This window comes from Variovorax sp. 01N425, from assembly GCF_056399465.1.
The window spans coordinates 27,301-51,091 of sequence record NZ_JBFTRJ010000014.1 but is presented as its reverse complement, the minus strand read 5'-3'; the positions used below and the strand labels follow the sequence as shown (position 1 = coordinate 51,091).

Here is a 23,791-nt window from a genome sequence, read left to right as displayed (position 1 = left end):
CGGAGTCTTCCATGAGTGAAATCAGTCGCACCGCCCTTTTCGGCAAACTCAACTCGCTGGCCTACAAGGCCATCGAGGGCGCCACGGTGTTCTGCAAGATGCGGGGCAATCCGTATGTGGAACTGGAGCACTGGTTCGCACAGCTGCTGCAGGCGCAGGACTCCGACCTGCACCGCGTGATCCAGCACTACGGCCTCGACGTGTCGGTCGTCGCCAAGGACATGACGGCCGCGCTCGACCGCCTGCCGCGCGGCGCCACCGCCATCAGCGATTTTTCCCCGCACATCGAGAACGCCATCGAGCGCGCCTGGACCTATGCCACGCTGCAGTTCGGCGAGGCGCAGGTGCGCACCGGCTACATCCTGGTGGGCATGCTGAAGACGCAGAGCCTGCGCAACCCGCTGTTCGGTTTGTCGAAGCAGTTCGAGAAGGTCAAGGTCGAGGACCTGGCCGACAACTTCGCGAAGATCTGCGACGCCTCGCCCGAATCGCAGATGCGCGCGCAGGACGGCACCGGCATGGGCAGCGGCGCTCCCGGCGAAGACTCGGGCGCGATGGCGCCCGCCGCCATGGGCAAGGGCGACGCGCTCAAGAAGTTCGCGGTCGACCTCACCGAGAAGGCCAAGAAGGGCGAGATGGACCCGATCACCGGACGCGACGAGGAGATCCGCCAGATCGTCGACATCCTGATGCGCCGCCGCCAGAACAATCCGCTGCTCACGGGCGAGGCGGGCGTTGGCAAGACGGCCGTGGTTGAAGGCTTCGCGCAGCGCCTCGCGCGCGGCGACGTGCCACCGCAGCTCAAAGACGTGAAGCTGCTCACGCTCGACATCGGCCTCCTGCAGGCCGGCGCCAGCATGAAGGGCGAGTTCGAGCAGCGGCTGCGCCAGGTGATCGACGAGGTGCAGGCATCGCCCACGCCCATCATTCTTTTCATCGACGAGATCCACACGCTGGTGGGCGCGGGCGGCGCGGCCGGCACCGGCGATGCGGCCAACCTGCTGAAGCCCGCGCTGGCGCGCGGCAACCTGCGCACCATCGGCGCCACCACCTGGGCCGAGTACAAGAAGTACATCGAGAAAGACCCGGCGCTGACGCGGCGCTTCCAGGTGGTGCAGGTGCCCGAGCCCGACGAGGTGAAGGCCATCTTGATGCTGCGCGGCGTGGCCAGCGTGCTCGAGAAGCACCACCGCGTGCAGCTGCTCGACGAGGCCATCGAGGCGGCCGTGAAGCTGAGCCACCGCTACATTCCCGCGCGCCAATTGCCCGACAAGGCCGTGAGCCTGCTCGACACGGCATGCGCGCGCGTGGCTGTGAGTCAGCACGCGACGCCGCCGGAGGTGGAGGACTGCATGCGCCGCATCGAGGGACTCACGGTCGAGCAGGAGATCATCGGCCGCGAGGAAGCCATCGGCATCGACGTGACCAAGCGCGCGGCGCAGGTCTCCGCGCTGCTGCTGGAATCGAACGGGCAGCTGGAAGCGCTCAACGCCCGCTGGAAGGAAGAGAAGGGGCTGGTCGATCGGTTGCTGGAATTGCGCAGCAAATTGCGTGCGGGGAGCAAGCCGGTGGACACTGCTTCCGCCGAGGGCGATGCGAAAGCCGACGTGCCCCCACCCCAGCCCTCCCCCGGCGAGGGAGGGAGCGAAGACCGCGCTGCGCTGCTTGAAGAACTGCATGCGCTGCAGGCCAAGATCCATGCGGTGCAAGGCGAGTCGCCACTGATCCTGCCTTCGGTCGACGAGCAGGCGGTGGCCTCGGTGGTGGCCGACTGGACCGGCATTCCCGTCGGCCGCATGGTCAAGAACGAAGTGGAGGCGGTGCTCAAGCTCGCCGACACGCTCAACCAGCGCGTCATCGGCCAGAAGCACGGCCTGGAGATGATCGCGCGGCGCATCCAGACGTCTCGCGCGCGGCTGGACAACCCGCAAAAGCCGATCGGCGTCTTCATGCTCTGCGGCACCTCGGGCGTGGGCAAGACCGAAACCGCGCTGGCACTGGCCGAGGCGCTGTACGGCGGCGAGCAGAACATCATCACCATCAACATGAGCGAATTCCAGGAGGCGCACACCGTCTCCACGCTCAAGGGCGCGCCGCCGGGCTACGTGGGCTACGGCGAGGGCGGCATCCTGACCGAGGCGGTGCGCCGCCGGCCCTACAGCGTGGTGCTGCTCGACGAGGTCGAGAAGGCCCACCCCGACGTGCACGAGATCTTCTTCCAGGTGTTCGACAAGGGCTGGATGGAAGACGGCGAGGGCCGCATGATCGACTTCAAGAACACGATCATCCTGCTCACCACCAACGCCGGCAGCGAGCTGGTGATGAGCATGTGCCGCGACCCCGAGCTGCTGCCCGATTCCAACGCGCTGGCCGATGCGCTGAAAGCGCCGCTCATGAAGGTGTTCCCGCCTGCGCTGCTGGGCCGCATCGTCACCATTCCCTACTACCCGCTGTCGCCCGACATGATGAAGAAGATCGTGCGGCTGCAGCTGGGCCGCATCAAGAAGCGCGTGGAGACCAACCACGGCGTGCCCTTCGAATACAGCGACGCGGTGGTCGACCAGGTGGTTGCGCGCTGCCAGGACCCGGAGTCGGGCGGGCGCGTGATCGACGCGATCCTGACCAACACCGTGCTGCCCACCATCTCGGTCGAGTACCTGCAGCGGCTGGCCTCGGGCGGCGAGATCCGCCGCGTCGCGCTCGATGTGAAGGACGCCGACTTCACCTACGCGTTCGACTGAGCAACTGCGCATCAAGAGTAAAAAATGGCCGATCACGAGTTCCGCATCGAGACAGATTCACCCGCCAAGGACGACCTGATGTTCTGGCGCATCGTGGGCCACGAGGCGCTCGCGCGCCCGTCGGCCTACGAGCTCACGGTGCTGTCGAAGAACAAGGCGCTCGATGCCAAGGACATTCTCGGCCGCGCCTTCGACGTGGTCATCCAGTTCCAGGACAAGGACGGCGGCGTGCACGAGCGCCACTGCCAGGGCCATGCGGTGCGCTTCGTGCGGGCCGGGCATGTGGGCAGGCATTTCGAATACCGCATCACGCTGCGCTCGTGGTTCTGGCTGCTCACCAAGCGCACCAACTCGCGCATCCTGCAGGACAAGAAGGTGCTCGAGGTGCTCGACGCGGTCTTCGAAGACAGCCCGATCAAGCGCTTCAAGAAGACCAAGGCCGGCAACGTCATCGGCACCCACACGCCCCGGCGCTACTGCGTGCAGCACCAGGAGAACGACTACCAGTTCCTCTCGCGCCTGCTTGAGGACGAAGGCATCTACTACTGGTTCGACGCGCACGACGCGCCCGGCACCATGCACCTGTCGGACGCGAGCGACCTGGCGCACGAGAAGCTGCCGGTGGAAGGCACGCTGCGCTACATGTCCAGCGACGCGAGCGAGGCGCGGCACAACGAGATCTCGCGCTGGGTGAGCGCACGCCAGTTCGACACCGGCAAGCAGGCCTCGCGCGACAGCGACTTCAAGGCGATCAAGAAGAAGCTGGCTGCCACCATCGATGTGAAGGACGACCACGAACTGGCCGACTTCGAGGAGTTCGAATTCCCGGGCGGCTACTTCACGGGCGACGACGGCGAGAACCGCACCAAGCTGCGCGGCGACGAGCTCAATGCGCGCCGCGACCGCCACTGGGCGCTGACCACCTGGCCCGACGTGGCTGCGGGGCGCAGCTTCAAGTTCGAGGGCGACCCCGACGGCACGCGCAACGGCGACTACGTGATCGCGGCCTGCACCTTCATGGCAAGCCACCCCGGCTATGAAAGCGTGGGCGCCGGCACGGCCGTTCCGCAGGACCTGCGCACGGCGCTGGCCGGCGTGCTGCGCGACGATGCGGTGAACGCCGACACGCTGCAGGTGCTGGAAGACCTGATCGCCAGCACGCCGATGCTCAGCACCTCGCAGCCGGGCACCAGCGCATTCCTGATCACCGCGATACCGATGGAGCGGGCCTACCGGCCGCCGCGCCTCACGCCGCGCGTGACCATGCCCGGTCCGCAGACGGCCATCGTGGTCGGCCCCGCGGGCGACGAGCTGCACGTGGACGAGCACGGCCGCGTGAAGGTGCACTTCCACTGGGACCGCTACGACGAGAGCAACGAGAAGTCGACCTGCTGGGTGCGCGTGTCGCAGCCCTGGAGCGGCAAGGGCTGGGGCGGGTACTTCATTCCGCGCATCGGCCAGGAGGTGATCGTCGACTTCATCAACGGCGACCCCGACCGGCCGATCGTCGTGGGCCGTGTCTACAACGACGACCAGCCCATTCCCTACAAGTCGCCCACGCAGAGCGGCTTCAAGACCCGCTCCACGCCCGGCGGCGGTCCCGCGAACTACAACGAGATCATGTTCGAGGACAAGAAGGGCGAGGAGAACATCAACATCCATGCGGAGCGCAACATGAGCCGCAGCGTGGAGCGCGACGATTCCACCACCGTGGGCCGCGACCAGAGCCTGGTGGTCGAGCGCGACCAGAGCGGCATCGTCCAGCGCGACCAGAGCCTGGCCGTCACGCGCAACCGCAGCATCCACGTCAAGAACAACGAGTCGCACATCGTCGACGTCAACCAGAGCCTGAAGGTCATCGGCAACCAGGAAAACAAGATCGTCGGCAACCAGGTCACCACCGTGGACGGCGTGCACCAGGTCGAGGCCAAGGGCGACATCCGCACCAAGACCTCGGGCAACCGCATCGACCACACCACAGGCAATGAAACGCGCAAGGTAAGCGGCAACCAGACCTTCACCGTCTCCGGAAACATGGGCTTCAAGGCGGCCACCATCGTGATGGAAACGCCGCACTTCGAATGGAAGATCACCGGTGCCAATTCCGCGGTGATGGCGGTGCCCAGCGGCCCCTACTCGATCATGGCGAACAAGTTCAGCGTGCTGAGCAACACGGATGCCTCGATCCTGGCGGTCGGCAAGATCAACCAGACGTCGATCGAGAACAACGTCACGGTCATGGGGAACAACAACAGCGGCTACGTCGGCATGGCGAGCGAGACAAACATGGGGCTGGCCCGCAGCACCTTTCTCGGCGTGGCCATCGACACCTTCATGGGTGCGAGCATCAGCAACACGCTGGCGCTGCAGTTCGAGGCGGTGGCCGCCGCCAAGCTGAGCATCGCGGTGGGGCCGCACATCGAGATGAACTCGATGAAGATGTACGTGCCCGGCGGAGGGGCCGCCGGCGGCGGCGCCACGGTGCTGAGCGAGGGCGCGGAGTTCCTGGCGATCGTCGGCGTGCTGGAAGGGGTGAACGTGGGCTTCATGTCCTCCGTCATCGGGTTCGCCGAGCTGTCGGACCAGTACAGCGATGCCAAGGCGGAACTGGCGCAGGCGGCCCGGGATGCCGCCGCTGCCGGGCACCCGGGCCTGGCCGCGCGCCTGAACCGCCTGGCGACCGACGGCGCGGGCACCATGGACAAGGACGCGCCGACGAGCACCCAGAACACCCGGGGCGACGCCTTCTCATCGGACTACGACCCCTTTGCCGTGCCCGACGGCGGATCTTCCAGCGATCCATCCGCCGGCGGCGACGGGCCGACCTCGTCGGAGCCCAGCTCGTCGGAGCCCAGCTCGTCAGAGCCCAGCTCGTCCGAGCCCAGTTCGTCCGAGCCCAGTTCATCCGGGCCCAGCTCATCCGAGCCCAGCTCATCAGAGCCCAATTCGTCCGAACCCAATTCCTCCGGTTTCTGAAACAAGCTTGCCCCCATGCAGATCATCAAGCCCCAGACACTCGGGCTCTCGTTCAGGCCCATGGCGTTCCGCAAGCGGTTCGGCCTGTCCGTGTCGGGCTACCTGCACGTCCCTTTCGCGCAGCCGGCGCAGGGCTGTCTCTGGGGCGAGCAGTCGATGTGGAATTTTCTCGGCGCCGAGATGGCGGTGCCCTTGATCGACGAGGGCATCGCCAAGCTGACGCCGGAGTTTCTCGTGCATGGCAGGGCCTTCGCGGCGCCCGAGCGCCCCGAGGCCGTTGCGGTGCGCGCTCGGCTTGGCGGCACCTCGAAGACACTGCTGGCATTCGGGGAGCGCTACTGGGACGGTGACGCGCCGAGTGCGCCGGCGCCGATGCAGCCGCTGGCCCTGGACTGGCCCAATGCCTATGGCGGCGCGGACTTCGCCGAGAACCCATCGGGGCGCGGCCGCCAGGCCGCCGACCGCATTCGATGGCTGCCCGCCCTCGAATACCCGGGCGACCGGCTGCGCAGGCCGGACCAGGCGGTGGCGCCCGCGGCCTTCACGCCGCTCGACGTGCTGCATCCGCAGCGGGCGGCGCTGCGCGGCACCTACGACGCCAACTGGCTGAAGGAGCATGCACCCGGCTACGCGCCCGACCTGAACTGGCAGCACTTCAACATGGCGCCGCGCGACCAGTGGATCGATGCGCCCTTGCGCGGCGACGAGCCCTACGAGCTCGATCACATGCATCCCGAGCGCCCGCACATCGAAGGCCGGCTGCCAGGTCTTCGCGTGCGTGCGTTCGCGCACTACCGGATGGGCGAGGGGGACAGCGCGGTCTTCAAGCTGCGTGAAATTCCGATGCGGCTGACGACGGTGTGGTTCTTCCCGGCGGCGCAGCGGATGGTCCTGGTCTTCCACGGCCTGGCTGAAACCGCCGAGGACGACGCATCCGACATCCACGATCTGCTCGGGGCGGTCGAGCGCATCGATCCGGCCGAGGCGCGCACTGGCGCGCACTACCTGTCGGTGCTCGAGAAGCGCACGCGCGGCCGCGACGCGGCGCTCGAGGCCCTGAACGACGGCGATCTGCAGCCCGAGGGCCTGGACACCGCCGATCCCTCGCTGGAAGCCCTGCAAGCCGTCATGAAGTCGCAAGGCCTGCAGGAGGCGGCGCAGTACCGCCGCGCGCAAGTCGAGGTGCAGTTGGCGCGCGACTTCCTGCAGTCGAAGGGCAGGGACCCCGATGCGCTCGGCGTTCGGCTGGCGCCGCGAGAAAAGCCGCCGACCGCCGCCGAGATGCCGGCCTACCTGAAGAAGCTGCGCGAGCAGATGGACGCGCAGCGTTGGGCGGCGCTGGACGACGCGGCAACGCACGCCGAAACCGCGATCGCCTTCGTCAGAAAGCACAAACCCGCCGCTGAAAAGCTCCAGCACCGCGGTCCGCCGCTCTTCAGCGCGAAGCAGCAGCTCGCGGAACTGGAAGGCGCGCACCGTACTGCCGGCAAGCCCTTCGACCGTGCGCGCATCGGTACCGCGCTCTGGCGCATGCAGAACTCGCTGCACGTCGACTACCTGCAGACGGCGCACCTGCAGGCCGCCGCCGTTCCCCTTGCGGGCGAGGCCGCGGCGGCGAGCCGCCGCGAGGTGGCGTTCTTGCTGCGGAGCCATCTGAAGCGGTGGCCGGGCATCGACCTGACGGGCGCAGACCTGTCGAACCTCGATCTGCGCGGCGTCGATTTCACCGGCGCCTGGCTGGAGAGCGCGAACCTGCGCAACGCCAACCTGTCGGGCGCGAAGCTGCAGGCCACGGTGCTGGCCCACGCCGACCTGCGTGGGGCGATCGCCATCGGCACCGACTTCCGTGCGGCCAACCTCGGCGGCGCCGAATGCGCACAGGCGGTGTTCGACAACGCGAACCTGCAAGGCGCCATCCTCGGTGGCACCCGGCTCGGCCTGGCCCAGCTGCGCGGCGCGCGGCTGGCGCAGGCTCAATGGCTCGACAGCGTCTGGGCCGGAGCCGACGCCTCGGCGATCGTGGCGCCGGGGATGCTGTTCTACAAGCTCGACATGAGCGGGGCGCGGTTCGTCGAAGCCGTCCTGGCCAACTGCAGCTTCATCGAATGCAACCTGCAGGGCGCAGACTTCAGCGGCGCGGATCTCGGCGCGGCCAGCCTGGTCGGCTGCAATGCCGCGAACGCCCGCTTCGTCGGCGCCCGGATGGCTGGCGCGGTGGTGGTCAAGACCACACGCCTGGCGGGAGCCGATTTCACCGGCGCCATGCTGGCCAATGCCAACCTGGGCGAATGCGACCTGAGCGGCGCGCGGCTGGCGCGGGCGAACCTCGCGGGGGCGAACTTCGGCATGGGCCTTCTTTCGGACAGCGACCTGCGCTTGGCGAACGCCAAAGGGGCGCTGTTTCGCAAGGCGGGGCTGCAACGGGCCCGTCTCGCGGGCGCCAACTTCCACGATGCCATCCTGCAGTCCGCCGACCTGCGCGGCGCGGATCTGCGCGAGGCCAACCTCTTCGGCGCCGACCTGTCGCGCGTGCGGCTCGATGGCGACGCGAAGTTCGACGGAGCGTTGCTCGAACGTGCGCGCATCCACCCACGGCTGACGCCGGAACAGCATGCGGGAGGGCGTTGAGATGCCCAGCGCACTGCTGACCCCGAAACTGCTGGCACTCGCCGTGACGCTGGGCGAGCCGATGGAAGACAAGGACTTTGGCGCCGGCGCCTATGCGCGCGCGTACCTGGCCGGCGGCGTGTTCTCGCGCTGCCGGTTCGACGAGGCCGACCTGCGCGGCGCCGACCTGCGCGAGACGCTGTTCGACCAGTGCAGCTTCAAGGGCGCGCTGATGGACGGCGCCAGCCTGCGCCGCGCCGTGCTCAACCGGTGCACCTTCGACCATGCTGCGCTGCGCAGTGCCGACCTGCACGGCGCGGTGCTGACCGACTGCGCGCTGCCGCATGCGCAACTGACCCAGGCTGTGCTGTCGATGGCAACCGTCTCGAACTGCGACTTCGCCCATGCCGCGCTGATCGGAGCCGACCTGGAGTCTTCGACCTTCACGCGGTCGAACCTGGTGGACGTCAACGCGGACGACAGCCGCTGGGTCCACACCTCGATGCTCGCATGCGGCTTGGCGCAAATGACCTGGGCGCGCGCCCGGATGCAGCGGGTCGTGTTCCACGAGGTCGACCTGCAGGGGAAATCCTTCGCCGGCCTGTCCCTCGACGGTTGCCAGTTCGCGAACTGCAACCTCGGCGGCGCGAGCTTTCGCAACGCGCCGATGCGGCAATGCAATTTCCAGGGCGCGCGCCTCGATCGTGTCGACTTCTCCGGCGCGCAAGGGCCGATGGCCGTGTTCTGCGATGCCCGGGGCGAAGCCGTCAACTTCGCGGGTGCGGGGCTGCGGCAGGCGCTGTTCACGCGCAGCATGCTGCCCGGCGCGCGCTTCGATGGCGCCGACCTGCACCAGTGCCACTTTGCGGATGCGAAGCTGGCTGCCGCCTCGCTGCGCGACTGCGATCTGAGCTATGCCGATTTCAGCCGGGCCGACCTGCAAAAGGTCGACGGCCGCGGCGCCACCCTGTTGCGCACCGTGCTGCATCGCGCCGACACCGAGGACGCGCTGTGGACCGACCGCCCCCGGGCGCTGGAAACCGACGCGGCATTGGCGCGCGCGGAACTCTGGAGGGGGCCTGCGCCATGACGCGAAATCCGCCGGCCCGCCATGCCGCTTTCTTCCTGTTCTCCACACTTCCGAGGAGTGCCTTCCGATGACTCACGCTACTGCCGCCCCTCTCGACGCCAGCCGCCCGAAGGCGCAGCCGCGCACCCACAAGCAGGCGCCGCCGCGGCGGCCTTCGCCGATCGCCGCCGAATCCTGCGTGGGCGTGGTGGTGGCCGGTGCGGCCGATGAACTGCGCGTGGTCGCAGGCGACTTCGGCGCCCGCGCGCGCCTCGCTGCCAGCTGCCTGCTCGTGCCACAGCCCGGCGACACGGTGGCGTGCTTCCGGGTGGCACCTGACGAGATCTGGATCCTTGCGGTGTTGGAGCGCGAAGCCGGCGCGCCGCGGGTGCTGCGCAGCCATGGCCCGACGCGGTTCGAGGTTACCGACGGCGCGCTCGAGCTGCATGCGCCGGCGATCGCGCTGAGTTCGCGGCGCTTCGCGCTGGACAGCGCGCGCACCGACATCGCCAGCGACGATCTCGAATTCGCCGGAGGCCAGGTCCGCATCGTGGCCGGGGCAATGCGGCTGATCGGATCGGCGCTTTCCACGGTGTTCGACCGGGTCACGCATTTCAGCAAGCACCATGCGCGCACCACCGAAGGCCTGGACCGCGTGCATGCGGCGCATCTGGAGATGGAAGCGCAGCAGCTCGTGCACATCAGCGCGGAGCACGCACTGGTGAACGGCAGCAAGCTGGTCAAGGCGCGCGGCGGGCAGATCCATTTCGGATAGAGGAGGCGCTTCATGTTCGCCAATTGCCAGATGATGGGCACCGACATGGGATTTCCCGATGTGTGCCTGACGCCCACGCCGGCTGGCCCGGTGCCCATTCCCTATCCCAATGTGGCCATGGGGCCGATGGCGGTGCCGAACTGCCCGAACATCCTCATCATGGGCATGCCGGTGCACAACCTGGCCACCACCATTCCCATGACCAACGGCGACAACGCGGGCGTCAACATGGGGGTGGCGTCGGGCACCGTGATGGGACCGAGCCGGCACTTGACGGGCGCCTTCACCGTGCTGTACCTCGGCATGCCCGCGACCCGGCTGACCAGCATGTCGCTGCAGAACAGCACCAACTGCCCGGGCGTGCGGATCGTGCCGAGCCAGACGATGGTGCTGTTGCTTGCGCCCTGAGGCGCTGCCAATCCGGCAGGCTGCAAGGCCTGCCGGGAAAGAGTCAGGGACCGGAAGAAATGGGAGAGGGGCCTCGAGCCGAAGCACATGGCCGATCACGAGTTCCGCATCGAAAGCGATTCGCCCGCCAACGGCGAGCTGATGTTCTGGCGCATCGTGGGCCATGAGGCGCTCGCGCGCTCGTCGAGCTACGAACTCACCGTGCTGTCCAAGAACCATGCGCTCGATGCCAAGGACATCCTCGGCCGCGCCTTCGACGTGGTCATCCAGTTCCAGGACAAGGACGGCGGCATGCACGAGCGCCATTGCCAGGGCCACGCCGTGCGCTTCGAGCGCACCGGCCACGTGGGACGGCACTTCGAATACCGCATCGGCCTGCGCTCGTGGTTCTGGCTTCTCACCAAGCGCATCAACTCGCGCATCCTGCAGGAAAAGAAGGTGCTCGAAGTGCTCGACGCGGTCCTTGAAGACAGCCCGATCAGGCGCTTCAAGAAGACCAGGACCAGCAACGTCATCGGCACCCACAACCCGCGCCGCTACTGCGTGCAGCACCAGGAAAGCGACTACCAGTTCCTGTCGCGGCTGCTGGAAGACGAAGGCATCTACTACTGGTTCGATGCGCACGATGCGCCCGGCACCATGCACCTGTCGGACGCCAGCGACATCGCGCACGACAAGCTGCCCGTGGAGGGAACGCTGCGCCACATGGCCACCGACACCACCGAGGCGCGCCACAACGAGATCTCGCGCTGGGTGAGCGCGCGCCAGTTCGACACCGGCACCTACGCCTCGCGCGACAGCGACTTCAAGGCCATCAAGAAGAAGCTCGAGGCCGCGGGCGGCCAGCCCGACAAGCACGAGCTGGCCGAATTCGAGGCCTTCGAGTTTGCCGGCGGCTACTTCACGGGTGCGGATGCGGACGACAAGGGCAAGCTGCGCGGCGAGGAGATCGTCGCGCGCCGCCAGCGCCACTGGGCGCTCACCACCTGGCCCGACGTGGCGGCGGGGCGCAGCTTCACCTTCGAGGGCGACCCCGACGGCACGCGCGATGGCGACTACGTGATCGCCGCCTGCATCTTCGCGGCGAGCCACCCGGGCTACGAGAGCATTCCCCATGCCACGCCGAGGATGCCCATCGAGCAGGCGCTGCGCGAGGCGCTCGACGACGATGCCGTCAATGCCCAGGCGCGGCCCGCACTCGAGGCGCTGATCGCCGAGGCGCCCGCGCTGCGCACCGACCTGCAGGGCACCAGTGCCTTCCTGATCACCGCGATTCCCGTCGACGTGCCGTTCCGCCCGCCACGCCTCACGCCGCGCGTCGTCATGCCCGGCCCGCAGTCGGCCATCGTGGTGGGGCCGGCCGGCGAAGAGATCCACGCCGACGACTTCGGCCGCGTGAAAGTGCACTTCCACTGGGACCGCTACGACAAGAGCGACGAGAAGTCCACCTGCTGGGTGCGCGTGTCGCAGCCCTGGGCGGGCAAGGGCTGGGGCGGGTACTTCATTCCGCGCATCGGGCAGGAGGTGATCGTCGACTTCATCAACGGCGACCCCGACCGGCCGATCATCGTGGGCCGTGTCTACAACGACGACCAGCCGATCCCCTTCGGCTCGCACACGCAGAGCGGCTTTCGCACGCGCTCCACGCCCAAGGGCAGCGCGTCCAACTGCAACGAGTTCCGCTTCGAGGACAAGAAGGGTTCGGAGCAGGTGTACCTGCACGCCGAAAAAAACCAGGACATCGAGGTCGAGAACGACGAGACCCATTGGGTGGGCCACGACCGCACCAAGACCATCGACCACGACGAGACCACGCACGTCAAGCACGATCGCACCGAGACGGTCGACAACAACGAGACCATCACCGTGCACGGCCAGCGCACCGAAACGGTGGACAAGAACGAGACCATCACGATCCACCAGAACCGCACGGAGACGGTGGACCTGAACGAGACCATCTCCATCGGCCAGAACCGCTCGATCACGGTGGGCGCGAGCGAGACGGCCACGGTGGCACTGCAGCGCACGCATTCGGTGGGGATCAACGAGACCATCACCGTGGGCGCGGCGCAGGAGATCACGGTGGGGGCGATGCAGGCGGTGACGGTGGGGGCGAGCCAGACGATCAATGTGGGCGCGAACCAGTCGAGCAGCATCGGGGCGAACCGGTCGGTGGATGTGGGGGCGGACCTTTCCACCACCGTGGGCAAGAACGAGTCGCGCAGCGTGGGCGAAGGGCGCACATCCAGCGTGGGCAAGGACGACGCGCTCACCGTCGGGAAGAACCTCGTGATCGATGCGGGCGACTCCATCTCCATCAAGACAGGCAGCGCCAGCATCACGATGAAGAAGGACGGGACCATTGTGATCAAGGGCAAGGACATCACGATCGAAGCCTCGGGGAAGATCAACGCGAAGGCGAGCGGCGACATCGTGATGAAGGGCTCGAAGATCTTGCAGAACTGAATCCATCACATGACGGAGAACCGACCATGAGCGGCAGGGATCTGATCGAAGCGCAATTGCAGGTGGCCACGGCCATCATGACGTGGAATGCCGTGGCGACGGGCGAACTCGTCGCCATCACTGACGAGGGATGCACGCCCCTTGTCGTGTTCCCGGGCCAGCCTGGCACCGCGGCCGTGCGCGCGCGCAGCGTGGTCGATCTGCATGGCGTGCACATCGGCCGGCAGGTCGTGCTGATGTTCGAGGCGGCAGACCCGGCCCGGCCCGTCGTGATGGGCGTGCTGCGCAGCGGGGACGGATCGCCCTTGCCCGCGATGCCACCGCAGGTCGATGTGGAGGCTGACGGCAGCCGGATCGCCGTGAGTGCGAAGGAGCAGCTCGTGCTGCGGTGTGGCAAGGCCAGCATCACGCTCACCAAGGCCGGCAAGGTGCTGATCCAGGGCAGCTATGTGTCGAGCCGTTCGACGGGTGTCAATCGCATCAAGGGCGGTTCGGTGCAACTGAACTGATGCACCCGGAGAGAAGCTCGTGGAACTGATCAACGCCACTCGCATGGTCGCCAGCTACAACATGGGCCTGGAGCCCAGTGGGCGGGAATCGCTCGTGGTGGTCATCAAAGGTACCTTTCGCATGCCGCCGCCCGATGCGCCCGCCGGTCATTTCGCGTTGCACGAGGAACAGGTGCCGCTCGTGATGGCCGATACCTTTACCGGCGAGCCGGGACTCTCCGCGCCGGTCTATGAGGTCGACTTCGCGCCGCACAAGCAGCGCTGCGACATTCTGTTGCTGGGCAGCGCCTACGCACCGCAGGGGCGACCCGCCACGCGGATCGAGGCCGGTGTGCGCGCGGGCAATTGGAGCAAGAGCTTGGCGGTTGTCGGTCCGCGCCACTGGGAATGCGGGCCGCTGGGCGCTACGGCCTCGCCGCCCGGCGTGTTCGTGCAGCAGCCGCTGTCGTACGACGTTGCCTTTGGCGGCGCCGACCTCCGGCATGAAGATCTGTCGGAACATGCTGCTTTCATGCCCAACCCCGTGGGTCTTGGTTTCCATAAGCACATCCGCATGGACTGGGTCGACGGGACCCCATTGCCGCGCACGGAGGAAATCGGCCATGCGGTGCACGACCCGGGCGGCAATTACCGGCCAATGGCCTTCGGCCCCGTGGGGCGCGGCTGGTCCACTCGGTCGTGCTTCGCCGGTACCTACGATGACGAGTGGCTGGACAAGCACTTTCCGTTTCTGCCGCCGGATTTCGATCCGCAGTACTTCCAGGCAGCGCCGATGGACCAGCAGGTACCGCTGGAGCTGTTCCAGCAGGCACCGATCGATGTGGTGCTCGGCAATCTCACGCCAGAGGGCATCACGCGCTTCACCATTCCGCATCTGGTGGCGCCGGTGCATGTATTTCCCAGACACGGGGCGCGCGAGGACTACACAGCCACGCTCGACACGGTGGTGATCGAGCCCGATGCGCAGCGCTTCACGCTGTCGTGGCGAGTGACGAGGCCGCTCAAAAAGAGCCTGTTCGAGATCGCACAGGTGCTGGTTGGGAAGAAGGGACGGGAGTGGTGGCAGCAGCGCGAGCAGGTCCCTTTCCCGATTCCGGTTGTGATGATTCCGATGACCTCAGATGAGGTTGAAACCGAATGAATTCGCGTGCAATCGCCATTCTTCGCAGCGGCCTGGTGACGCCGGTGGGGCTGGACGCCGAATCGAGCTGCGCCGCGTTCCGGGCCAAGCTGACGAACCCCGTCGAGACGCGTTTCATCGACGCGGGCGGAGAGTGGATCATGGCGCACGAGGTGCCGCTGGCGCCTTTGTGCCGCGGGCTCCCCAAGCTGACAAGGATGGCCGCCATGGCAATCGAGGAAGCGTTGGGAGAAGTGCCACGCAGCCAGTGGGGACAGTTGCCCTTGATCCTTTGCGTGGCGGAGCCGATGCGGCCCGGACGGACACCGGGGCTGGACGACGAGCTCTTCCTGCAGATACAGGAAGAGCTCGGCACTGCCTTTGCGCCCCAATCGCAGATCATCGCGCAGGGCCGTGTCGGGGTTGCCGTGGCGTTCGCGCAGGCGCGTGCGCTATTGATCGAGTCCGGCATGCCACAAGTGCTTGTTGCCGCTACGGACAGCCTGCTCTCATGGTCGACGCTGAGCCACTACGAGCAGAGTGATCGCCTGCTGACGGCCCGAAATTCCAATGGCTTCATGCCGGGCGAGGCGGCCGGCGCGATGTTGCTGGGTGAACCGGAGGGAAACGCGGGAGAACTGCTCTGCACCGGCGTCGGATTCGGTCTCGAAGAGGCTCATGTCGAAAGCGAGGTGCCGCTGCGCGCCGAGGGGCTCTCCCAGGCCGTCAAGGCTGCGCTGGCCGATGCGGGGTGCCAGATGCATCAGATGGACTTCCGCATCACCGATCTTTCGGGAGAACAGTACTACTTCAAGGAGGCTGCGCTGGCACTCTCGCGCACGTTGCATGTCCGAAAGAAGGAGTTTGACATCTGGCATCCCGCCGAATGCACTGGCGAGATCGGCGCCGCGGTAGGGCTCGCCATCGTTTCTGCGGCCCAGGCTGCCTGCGAGAAACAGTACGCCAAGGGGCCGAATATCCTCGCGCACTTGGCCAACGACGCGGGGCAGCGAGCGGCGCTCTGCCTGCAGTATCGGATGCCGGTATGAGCAACCAAGTCTATGCCAACAACATGGAGATATCGTGCAAGCAGGCGGCGGGCAAGTCGGTCTGCGCGTTCCCGGATGTGTGCTTCACGCCGCCGCAGACGCCGGCAACGCCGCCCGGCGTGCCGATCCCGTATCCGAACACCGGCATGGCCACCGACACGAGCGATGGTTCGACGACCGTGCAGATATCAGGCCAGGAGGTGATGCTCAAGAACAAGAGCTATTTCAAGAAAAGCACCGGAGACGAGGCGGGATGCGCGCCCAAGAAGGGGGTCGTGACCAGCAAGAACATGGGGAAGGTGTACTTCAACGCGTGGTCGATGGACGTCAAGGTGGAGGGCGAGAACGTTGTGCGCAATGTCGACCTCACCACGCACAACCATGCATCGTCGCCGGGGAATGCGCCGCCCTGGCCGTACATCGACGAAGCAGCGTTTGCAGGCACCGGTCCATGCAAGGACGTGGCAAAGGCACTGACGGATAAATGCGGGCCTCCGCCCAAGCCGCACCAACGCAAGGGCTGGGTCAAGAAAATGTGCGACAACCCGGACTCCTCGTGCCGAGACGCCATGAAGTGCGTCCTGTCGCCTTACGCCCCAAGCGCCAAGCACAGCGATGGAAAGAATTCGCAAGGCAATTGCTGCCCGGGAAAAACGCCGCATCACCTGATCGAGGTCCATTGCTTTACGCCGATCGGCGGCAGAGAAGGAGGACATGTCATGTCCGAATTCAAGAACGCAAGCGGGGAGGGGTACAACCAGGGAGCCGCTCCATGTATGTGCGTCGATGGTCCACGAGAGGCCAAGCAGCATGGTGAGTTTCATGCGGTGCAGCAGCAAATCGAAACGGCCTACAACAAGCGCCTTTTTGCGCCCAAGACAGTGATGAGCGACGGCAAAGGCATCTCGAACTGGACCTATGGCGAAGCCAGGGATGCGGGTGTCGCTGCCCAGACGATCGTCATGCCCGAATGCGACCCGGAATGCACCAAGGCGCAACTCGACGACTATCACAAGAAGCCTCCGCCGGATGGCCCCGGATGCGATGAGCACACGCCGGTGCGATCGGACATGGGGTCCGATGGCCGCTCGACGGGTACGTTGAATTCCGGCCAGGAGGCAAAACTTGGCCGGCGCTTGCTCACGGTGCTTGCCAAGGGCTTCTGATTTCAATCTTCAATCCGCATGCCATGGCCTCAGAATCCTTTTTTCTCCAATTCGGTCCTGGTCTCGTTGAAAACGATCACTCGGTGAGGGTGATCTGCGAGATCGAGGTCGATGACGGCAAGCAACCGGCGCTTGCCCGTTGGCATGGGCCTCAAGCGGGTTGGACTTTTTTTCCGATGCAGTGGATGCCGGTCCGGCTGGCGCAGCTCGAACTTCCGCAACCATGTGTCTTCGCACTCGGCGGCGACGGAACCGTCGGTCTCGGCTACGGAGGGTATTCGGAGGAGAGCATCAACACGACGGACACCGGGCCTCGGGGACGAGGCCCGCTTCGTGTTCTCCGCGCGATCGCCGGGCGTTTGTACGCGGCCGGCATGGGCAGACAGGTCTATCGAAGGGCGGATGCAGGTGTCTGGGAGGTGCTGGACCCGCCAAAGGTGCCAGTTCCGGGCGAGATCGACATATGTGGCTTCACGTCGATCGACGGCGTGGATGAAGACGAGATATGGGCTGTCGGATATCGCGGTGAGATCTGGCGTGCAAGCGGCTTGCAATGGTCGGAGATGGCGAGTCCCACCAACTTGACGCTCCATGTCGTCAGGACTTTCAAGAAGCACCTCGTGTTCGCAGCTGGAAAGATGGGGCTCGTTCTCGGTTTTGTGGATGACGCGTGGCGCGTCCTTGCGCAGATACCAGGCGGTGAGGACATCTGGGATCTCGAATGGTTTGGCGGGCAATTGTTTGCCGCTACCTCGACGCGATTGTTCAAGCTCCTGCCCGACGCGACGTTCGAAGAGGTTGCCGTTCCCGGGCTGACTTCGTTTGGATACCTTCATGCCAACGATGGCGTTCTGTGGTCGTTCGGCACGCTGCAGCTGGCCTGGACGACCGATGCCATTGTGTGGACCGCGCAGACCCCGACCCTGTGAACACAGCCCACCCGATGTTTGCGGCTGCTCGCCCTCCCATCCCTTTCGTCGTGCAGCAGCACCTCGACAACGCCAGTGTGCTGCGCTCGACACGCGCGGTGCTGGTCCGCGCCCCGCATGTCCAGTTGCACCGGCTGAGCCGCCTGGACGAGCGCCTGGCGGCGAGCCTCGATGGACTGGCGATCGCCGGCGACTTCGCGCGCGGTCTCTGCATGGCGGCCCTCGAAACCCCGGGGCGGGGAGCGATGTTCGCGAACGCCATCGGTGCCATCGACACCCGCGACCCCGCGCTGCTCGAAAGACTGCTGTCGCTCGCAGAAGCCGTGCCCGAGGCGCGGGTCGGATTGGTCTCCGCCTTCGGCTGGGTGCCGGCCCCCGAGTTGCGCGGCATCACCCGCGCACTGCTGGATTCGCCGCATGCCTTTCGCCGGGACATCGGCCTGGCCGCATGCGCCATGCATCATGCCGACCCGCAAACTGTGCTCGAAACCGCCATGGCCGATGAAGAGCACTCCGCGCAGGCCATCGTTGTCGCCGGCAAGCTGGGCCGCATCGATCTGCTGCCCGGCTGCCTGGGCGGGCTGATGCACGAGGACGCCCAGCACCGCTTCGAATCGGCCCGCGCAGCGCTGCTGCTCGGCGACCGGCAAGGCGCGCTCCGAATGCTCGTTGCGTTCACGGGCGAGGGCGGTCCTTGCCAGGCGGCAGCTGCGATGCTGGCGCTCAAGGTCCTCCCTGCCGAACAGGCCCATGCGCTGCTCCAGTCGATTGCCCGGAAGGAGGACTCGGTCCGCATCCTGATCCGCGGCATCGGTGCCGCCGGTGACCCGCACTACGTGCCCTGGCTCATCGCGCAGATGGGCGACCTGAAGCTCGCGAGGCTGGCCGGCGAATCCTTCAGCACGATCACAGGGCTGGACCTCGCCGCCGAAGATCTCGAGCTGAAGCCTCCGGAGAACCCGGTGGCCGGCCCCAATGACAACCCGGACGACGAAGACGTTGCCATGGACGAGGACGAAGGTCTTCCCTGGCCCGATGCCGAAAAGATCGATGCGTGGTGGCAAGCCGACGGACACCGTTTTCCGCACGGCATCCGATGCTTCGTGGGCGAACCAGTCACGCAGGGGCACTGCCTCGCCGTGCTCAAGACAGGGTTCCAGCGCCAGCGTATCGCCGCCGCCGAGCACCTGTCGCTGATGGCGCCGGGCAGGCCGCTGTTCAATGCGGCAGCGCCGGCCTGGCGCCAGCAGTGGCTCTTGTCGCAGATGGAGGCTTAGCCATGCAGGCTCGGTACATCCTTGCCGCGTTGGCTGCTGCCTTCCTGGTCGCGGCTGCGATGCGCCGGGTGCGCAACACGAGGCGCCGCCCCGATCCCGCCACCCGCACCTGGCTCCTCATCGCGCTCATCTTCACCGCCGTCGCCGCATGGCTGCAATGGCATACCTCTTAAGGCGAGATTGCCAACCCGCTCCACGGAATGAATACTCCTTCTGAGTTTTTTCGCCCGTGCATGCGCGGGCTGTGTTCGGGCGTAGAAGGGCATAGAGCCTCGGGGGCAGATTCATGATCCATATCGCTGTCATCACCCGGCAAGGCGCTCCGGCGGGGCAGCCCATCGCTGCCGATTTCGGGCCCAACGGGGGCACCATCGGGCGCGCCGACACCAACACGCTGGTGCTCGACGATCCGGACCGCACGGTTTCGCGCGTGCACGCGCAGGTGCTGTGCCGCGACGGCCAGTACTTCGTCATCGACCGCGGCAGCAATCCGATGCAGTGCAACGGCGTGTCGCTGGGCTCGGGCAAGGAGGCTCCGCTCGCGGATGGCGCGCGGCTGATCGTGGGCAGCTTCGAACTCAGCGTGCGCATGAGCGCGGCCGCGCCGCCGGCATTGGCCATTCCCAACACCGTGATGTCGGCGCCGCTCGGCGCCGCCCCCGCGGCCAGCACCAGCGACGATCCCTTTGCCGACCTGCTTGCGGGGCTCGGATCGCCCGCGCCTGCCGCGGCCCGTGCATCCGGTGCCAGGGCGGCCGCGCCGGCAAGCGCGGATCCGCTGCTCTTTCCCGACCCGATGGAAAGCGGCTCGCGCAACGCGCAGGCCGCGCAGGTCGATCCCTTCGCCAACCTGCTCGGGCCCACGCCGTCCGCTGCGCCGGCCGCAGGCTTCGGTGCGCTCGACGATTTCTCCGACCTCGGCGCGCCGCCCGCGCACGGCAAGGCCGCCGGCATCGACGAGCTCTTCGGCGGCATGGGCGGTGGCGGCGGCATCGGCGGCGATCCGCTCGCGCTGTCGCCGCTGGCCGACCCGCTGCTGCAGCCGAACACGGCTTCGTCCGCCGATCCGCTGGCCGCATTGCAGAGCGCGGCGCCGCCCACGCCGACACCGCGCTCCGATCACCTGCCGATCGACCAGTTCGGCTTCACGCCGCCGAAGGCGATCACGCCGGTTCCGGCCGCCGCGCCGGTGGAAGCGCTGCCGCGCTTCGACGACATCACAGGGCAGCCGATACGCATCAGCGGCCCTGAGGTCGCGAGCCGGCCGTTCGAGCCGCTGCCGCCACCACCACCACCGGCGCCAGCGCCAGCGCCAGCGCCAGCGCCCGTCCAGCGGGCGCCCGCCGCAGCCCCGCGCACCGCATCCGACGACGAACTGCTCGCCGCCTTCCTGCGTGGCCTCGCCAGCACGCACCAGCCGCCCGAGATGCTCACGCCCGGCCTCATGGAGCGCATCGGCTCGATCCTGCGCAGCGCCACCGAAGGCACGCTGCAACTCCTGCTCACGCGCCAGGAGTTCAAGCGCGAGGTGCGCGCCGAGGTCACGATGATCGCGGCGCAGGCCAACAACCCGCTCAAGTTCTCGCCCACCGTGGAGGTCGCGCTGGCCCACCTGCTGGGCCCGGGCGTGCGCGGCTTCATGCCGCCCGAGGCCGCGATGCGCGATGCCTTCAACGACCTGCGCGCGCACCAGTTCGGCGTGATGGTGGGCATGCGCGCGGCGCTGGCCCATGTCATTGCGCGCTTCGAGCCTGAAGAGCTCGAGAAGAAGATCAGCGCGAAGTCGGCGCTCGACACGCTCTTCAGCGCCAACCGCAAGGCCAAGCTCTGGGACCAGTTCGTCGCGCTCTACGGCGGCATCGCGAGCGAGGCGGAAGACGACTTCCACAGCCTCTTCGGCAAGGCCTTCCTCGAAGCCTATGAAGAGCAGATGGCGCGCCTCAAGTCGGACACCTGAAGAACGCTCTCTCAGGCACCACTACAACAGCACCAGCAAACGCGAGGCACCCCGCTTGGAAATCGAAATCGTCACGCTGTCCCGGCAGGGCGGCCGCAACTACAACGAAGACGTCCACGGCCACTGGCACGACGAGCGCTACGTCGCCTGCCTGGTGGCCGACGGCGCCGGCGGCCATGGCGGCGGCGATGTGGCGGCGGCAACCACGCGCAGCAGCGTGCTGGGCGGCTTCTCGGCGGCGCCGGGGCTGGACGAGTTCACCTTGCGCACGCTGGTCGAGCAGGCCAACCGCGACGTGGTGGCGCGGCAGTCCGAAGGCGGCAAGCTTGCCGGCATGCGCTCCACGGTGGTCTTCGCGGCCATCGACCTGGAGAGCCAGGCGCTGGCCTGGGTGCACAGCGGCGACAGCCGCGCCTACCTGTTCCGCGGCGGCGCCATCGTGGCGCGCACCACCGACCACAGCCTGGTGCAGCAGATGGTGGCCGGCGGCATGCTCGACGAGGAAGGCGCGCGCCTGCATCCGCAGCGCAACATGCTGCTCTCGGCGCTCGGCTCGATCGAGGAAGCGCCCGACATCACGGTGTCCGACCGCATGCGCCTGATGCCCGGCGACGTGCTGCTCCTGTGCAGCGACGGCGTGTGGGAGCCGCTGGGCGACGAGTGCCTGGTCGACACGCTGCACGCCTCGCGCACGCCCAGCCAGTGGACCGAGCAGCTCGACGCGCAGATCAAGGCGCACGCCAAGCCGGGGTACGACAACTACACGGCGCTCACGCTGTGGGTGATTCCCGATGACGTCGACGACGCCACGCGCCTGATGCCGGCGGCCGAGGAAGAGACGATGCCGGCGTCGATCGAGGAACCTTCGGCGGCGCCCGGCAAACTGCCGGATTGACGAACCGGGGCCGGACCCGCGGGAATCTAGCCGCCGTTCAATCCCACGGCAGCGTCCACGATGTCCTGCAGCTGCGCGATGACCGGCTTGCCGGGGCAGGGCTTCGACTTGGTGAACATCGCGTGGTACGACAGGCCGCTGTCGTCCGGCGTGGCCGCGAGCTTCAGCGGCACGCCGTATTCCCCGTTGAGCCACGCGAGCAGATAGCCGTTCATGCGGATCTGCATGTCGGTGAGCGTCTCGCCGTGCACCGCGACGTTCTCCACGCTGTACCAGAGGTTGTCCACCTTCCAGCCGTCGACGGCCCAGGAGCGCTGCGACAGCGGAATGTACTGCGCGATCGTGCCGCCCTTGTCCACCGCGAAGTGAGCCGAGGCCGCGCGGTTTTCCCAGGTGGTCTTGAGCGAGCTGAGCAGGCTGTTGCCGTCGGTGATGTGGACGATCAGCCCCTTGATGCCGGTCTTCTTCATCAGGCCGGCAGCCCCCGGGCCGCCATAGTGCTTGCTCAGCGGGTAGTACGCATCCGCATAGGGGTGATAGTCGTTGTCGTTCCACTTGCTGCTCATGCTCGAACTCCTGTTCGTTGGCAGGTGTCAGGGCTTCTTCGGCCGGTACGCCTTGAGCTTGCCGCTCACCGTCACGTCCACCGTGACCACCACGAGAGCCGACTCCGTCTTGCCGTTGTCCTGCCGCTTCATCGGCTTGCGGGTGGTGGTCGAGGTGGAGCTGCCCTTCCAGCGGATCGTGCTGGCGCGCACGGGCTCCTTGTTGCCCTGGTGGTTCTGCTCCAGCACCGTGATGGCGCCGGTGCCCGGGTTCTTGGAGAGGATCGAGGTGTGGTGCGGATGGCCGACCGTTACGTAGGGGCTGTCGGTCCAGCCCGTGCCATCGGCAAAGGTGACGTCGGTGGTGGTGGTCGTCGTCATCTCGTAGTCGCGGTACTGCAGGATGTCGCCGGGAAGCGCATCCTTGAGCGCGACTTCGTTGCCCCAGATGTAATCGTCGTCGTCGCCCATCGGGCCGAAGTCCGACGAGGTGCCGGCGCCGGCTTGGCCGAGGGCAGAGTTGGCCAGATCCCAGCATTCGCCCGCGCCGATCTGCTTGCCCAGCTGTGCGCTGGCCCACTGAAGGACCGTGGTGTTGAGTGTGGCCATCGCGTCTCTCCGGCTGGAAGGTCAATCAAGGGGCGGCCGCCGTCCACCGGGCGGCCGTTGGCGCAAGGCGCCTCAGACCTTCTTGTTGGCGGCGATGTCCCAGCCGGTTTCCTTGGTGCCGTCGCCGGAACCGTCGGCCTTCTGCGGCGTGTACTCGTACTTGAACTTCGAGAAGTTCAGCGTGATGGTCTCGGTCAGGCGGTCTTCGCCGCCGCTGCCGCCGGTGTGGATGTTGCTGACGATGATGTCTTCCATCGTGAGCTTGATGTACTCGAGCGGCGTGGCCCCGGCCTTGCGGACCACCAGCGTGCCCTTCTTGATGTGCTGGCCATTGCAGCAGTCGAGCAGCAGCAGGTGCGAGGAGGAGTCCACGTACTTGGTGACCGAGAGGTCTTGCACGCTCACCTTGCCTGCGCCCGAGCCGCCGCCCACGTGGCCGGTGCCCGATTGGCTGGCACCCCAGCTCCAGGAGAGAACGTCGATCTCCTTCTTGTGCGAATCGTCCTTGGATTCACCGTCGACGCCCTCGAGCTTCAAAAACATGTCTGCAGCCATGATGCTTACCTTTCAGTTGTGTGCGAGTCAGAGAAAAAAAGGGCTTCCGTGCGGTGCCTGGTCGGCGGTGGTGCCCGGGAGCTATGGAGAGAACGAGCAATGGGCCCTGTTTTCAAAGGCCCACCGACGGCATATGCC

At 66.8% G+C, this 23,791-nt stretch carries 18 protein-coding genes and 2 pseudogenes; 17 read left to right on the top strand and 3 right to left on the bottom strand.

Annotation, left to right across the window (positions count from 1 at the left end):
* Nucleotides 1–11: 11 nt before the first annotated feature.
* From tssH to AC1DSC_RS23650, 17 genes and pseudogenes are all read left to right on the top strand, one after another.
* Nucleotides 12–2,741: a type VI secretion system ATPase TssH gene (gene tssH / locus AC1DSC_RS23730; protein WP_436287213.1), complete on the top strand. Its 2,730-nt coding sequence runs from the start codon at nucleotides 12–14 to the stop codon at nucleotides 2,739–2,741.
* Nucleotides 2,742–2,765: 24 nt separating this feature from the next.
* Nucleotides 2,766–4,628 (top strand): annotated as a pseudogene (locus tag AC1DSC_RS23725) (type VI secretion system Vgr family protein); the annotation flags it as partial.
* A gap of 194 nt (nucleotides 4,629–4,822) precedes the next feature.
* Nucleotides 4,823–5,647, top strand: a pseudogene (locus tag AC1DSC_RS23720) (hypothetical protein); the annotation flags it as partial.
* Nucleotides 5,648–5,732: 85 nt separating this feature from the next.
* Nucleotides 5,733–8,345, top strand: a complete 2,613-nt coding sequence (locus AC1DSC_RS23715; RefSeq protein ID WP_436287214.1) for a DUF2169 family type VI secretion system accessory protein — start codon at nucleotides 5,733–5,735, stop codon at nucleotides 8,343–8,345.
* 1 nt (nucleotide 8,346) lies between these two features.
* Nucleotides 8,347–9,414 carry a pentapeptide repeat-containing protein gene (locus AC1DSC_RS23710; RefSeq protein WP_012745696.1) on the top strand — a complete coding sequence of 356 codons (1,068 nt, stop codon included), beginning with the start codon at nucleotides 8,347–8,349 and terminating at the stop codon, nucleotides 9,412–9,414.
* 67 nt (nucleotides 9,415–9,481) lie between these two features.
* The gene (locus AC1DSC_RS23705; RefSeq protein WP_012745697.1) at nucleotides 9,482–10,168 is read left to right on the top strand and encodes a DUF3540 domain-containing protein; all 687 of its coding nucleotides are present in this window, start codon (nucleotides 9,482–9,484) and stop codon (nucleotides 10,166–10,168) included.
* A 12-nt stretch (nucleotides 10,169–10,180) separates the two neighbouring features.
* Nucleotides 10,181–10,576 carry a DUF4150 domain-containing protein gene (locus AC1DSC_RS23700; RefSeq protein WP_012745698.1) on the top strand — a complete coding sequence of 132 codons (396 nt, stop codon included), beginning with the start codon at nucleotides 10,181–10,183 and terminating at the stop codon, nucleotides 10,574–10,576.
* Nucleotides 10,577–10,663: 87 nt separating this feature from the next.
* Nucleotides 10,664–13,042: a type VI secretion system Vgr family protein gene (locus AC1DSC_RS23695; RefSeq protein ID WP_436287215.1), complete on the top strand. Its 2,379-nt coding sequence runs from the start codon at nucleotides 10,664–10,666 to the stop codon at nucleotides 13,040–13,042.
* 26 nt (nucleotides 13,043–13,068) lie between these two features.
* Entirely contained in the window at nucleotides 13,069–13,551 is a 483-nt protein-coding gene (locus AC1DSC_RS23690; RefSeq protein WP_018904076.1) for a DUF6484 domain-containing protein, read from the top strand.
* Between the two features lie 19 nt (nucleotides 13,552–13,570).
* The gene (locus AC1DSC_RS23685; RefSeq protein WP_012745701.1) at nucleotides 13,571–14,692 is read left to right on the top strand and encodes a DUF2169 family type VI secretion system accessory protein; all 1,122 of its coding nucleotides are present in this window, start codon (nucleotides 13,571–13,573) and stop codon (nucleotides 14,690–14,692) included.
* Nucleotides 14,689–15,720 (top strand): hypothetical protein, encoded by a 1,032-nt coding sequence (locus AC1DSC_RS23680; RefSeq protein WP_436287216.1) that lies wholly within the window; start codon nucleotides 14,689–14,691, stop codon nucleotides 15,718–15,720. The genes AC1DSC_RS23685 and AC1DSC_RS23680 overlap by 4 nt, the downstream gene beginning before the upstream one ends.
* Nucleotides 15,717–16,886 carry a PAAR-like domain-containing protein gene (locus tag AC1DSC_RS23675; RefSeq protein WP_012745703.1) on the top strand — a complete coding sequence of 390 codons (1,170 nt, stop codon included), beginning with the start codon at nucleotides 15,717–15,719 and terminating at the stop codon, nucleotides 16,884–16,886. The genes AC1DSC_RS23680 and AC1DSC_RS23675 overlap by 4 nt, the downstream gene beginning before the upstream one ends.
* 23 nt (nucleotides 16,887–16,909) lie before the next feature.
* Nucleotides 16,910–17,815, top strand: coding sequence for a beta propeller repeat protein (locus AC1DSC_RS23670; protein ID WP_018904079.1), 906 nt, complete (start codon nucleotides 16,910–16,912; stop codon nucleotides 17,813–17,815).
* Nucleotides 17,788–19,092 carry a TIGR02270 family protein gene (locus AC1DSC_RS23665; RefSeq protein ID WP_436287217.1) on the top strand — a complete coding sequence of 435 codons (1,305 nt, stop codon included), beginning with the start codon at nucleotides 17,788–17,790 and terminating at the stop codon, nucleotides 19,090–19,092. Before AC1DSC_RS23670 ends, AC1DSC_RS23665 begins: the two co-directional genes overlap by 28 nt.
* A gap of 2 nt (nucleotides 19,093–19,094) precedes the next feature.
* Entirely contained in the window at nucleotides 19,095–19,265 is a 171-nt protein-coding gene (locus AC1DSC_RS23660; RefSeq protein WP_012745706.1) for a hypothetical protein, read from the top strand.
* A gap of 113 nt (nucleotides 19,266–19,378) precedes the next feature.
* On the top strand, nucleotides 19,379–21,049 hold the full coding sequence (gene tagH / locus AC1DSC_RS23655; protein WP_436287218.1) for a type VI secretion system-associated FHA domain protein TagH: 1,671 nt from the start codon (nucleotides 19,379–19,381) through the stop codon (nucleotides 21,047–21,049).
* A 55-nt stretch (nucleotides 21,050–21,104) separates the two neighbouring features.
* Nucleotides 21,105–21,944 carry a PP2C family protein-serine/threonine phosphatase gene (locus AC1DSC_RS23650; protein ID WP_012745708.1) on the top strand — a complete coding sequence of 280 codons (840 nt, stop codon included), beginning with the start codon at nucleotides 21,105–21,107 and terminating at the stop codon, nucleotides 21,942–21,944.
* A 26-nt stretch (nucleotides 21,945–21,970) separates the two neighbouring features.
* Here AC1DSC_RS23650 and AC1DSC_RS23645 read toward each other — a convergent pair whose 3' ends face one another.
* The 3 genes from AC1DSC_RS23645 to AC1DSC_RS23635 form a co-directional block, all read right to left on the bottom strand.
* Complete coding sequence (locus tag AC1DSC_RS23645; RefSeq protein WP_012745709.1) at nucleotides 21,971–22,510, bottom strand: N-acetylmuramoyl-L-alanine amidase; 540 nt, start codon at nucleotides 22,508–22,510, stop codon at nucleotides 21,971–21,973.
* A 27-nt stretch (nucleotides 22,511–22,537) separates the two neighbouring features.
* Complete coding sequence (locus AC1DSC_RS23640; protein ID WP_012745710.1) at nucleotides 22,538–23,098, bottom strand: hypothetical protein; 561 nt, start codon at nucleotides 23,096–23,098, stop codon at nucleotides 22,538–22,540.
* A 72-nt stretch (nucleotides 23,099–23,170) separates the two neighbouring features.
* On the bottom strand, nucleotides 23,171–23,653 hold the full coding sequence (locus AC1DSC_RS23635) for an Hcp family type VI secretion system effector (protein ID WP_012745711.1): 483 nt from the start codon (nucleotides 23,651–23,653) through the stop codon (nucleotides 23,171–23,173).
* Nucleotides 23,654–23,791: the final 138 nt, after the last annotated feature.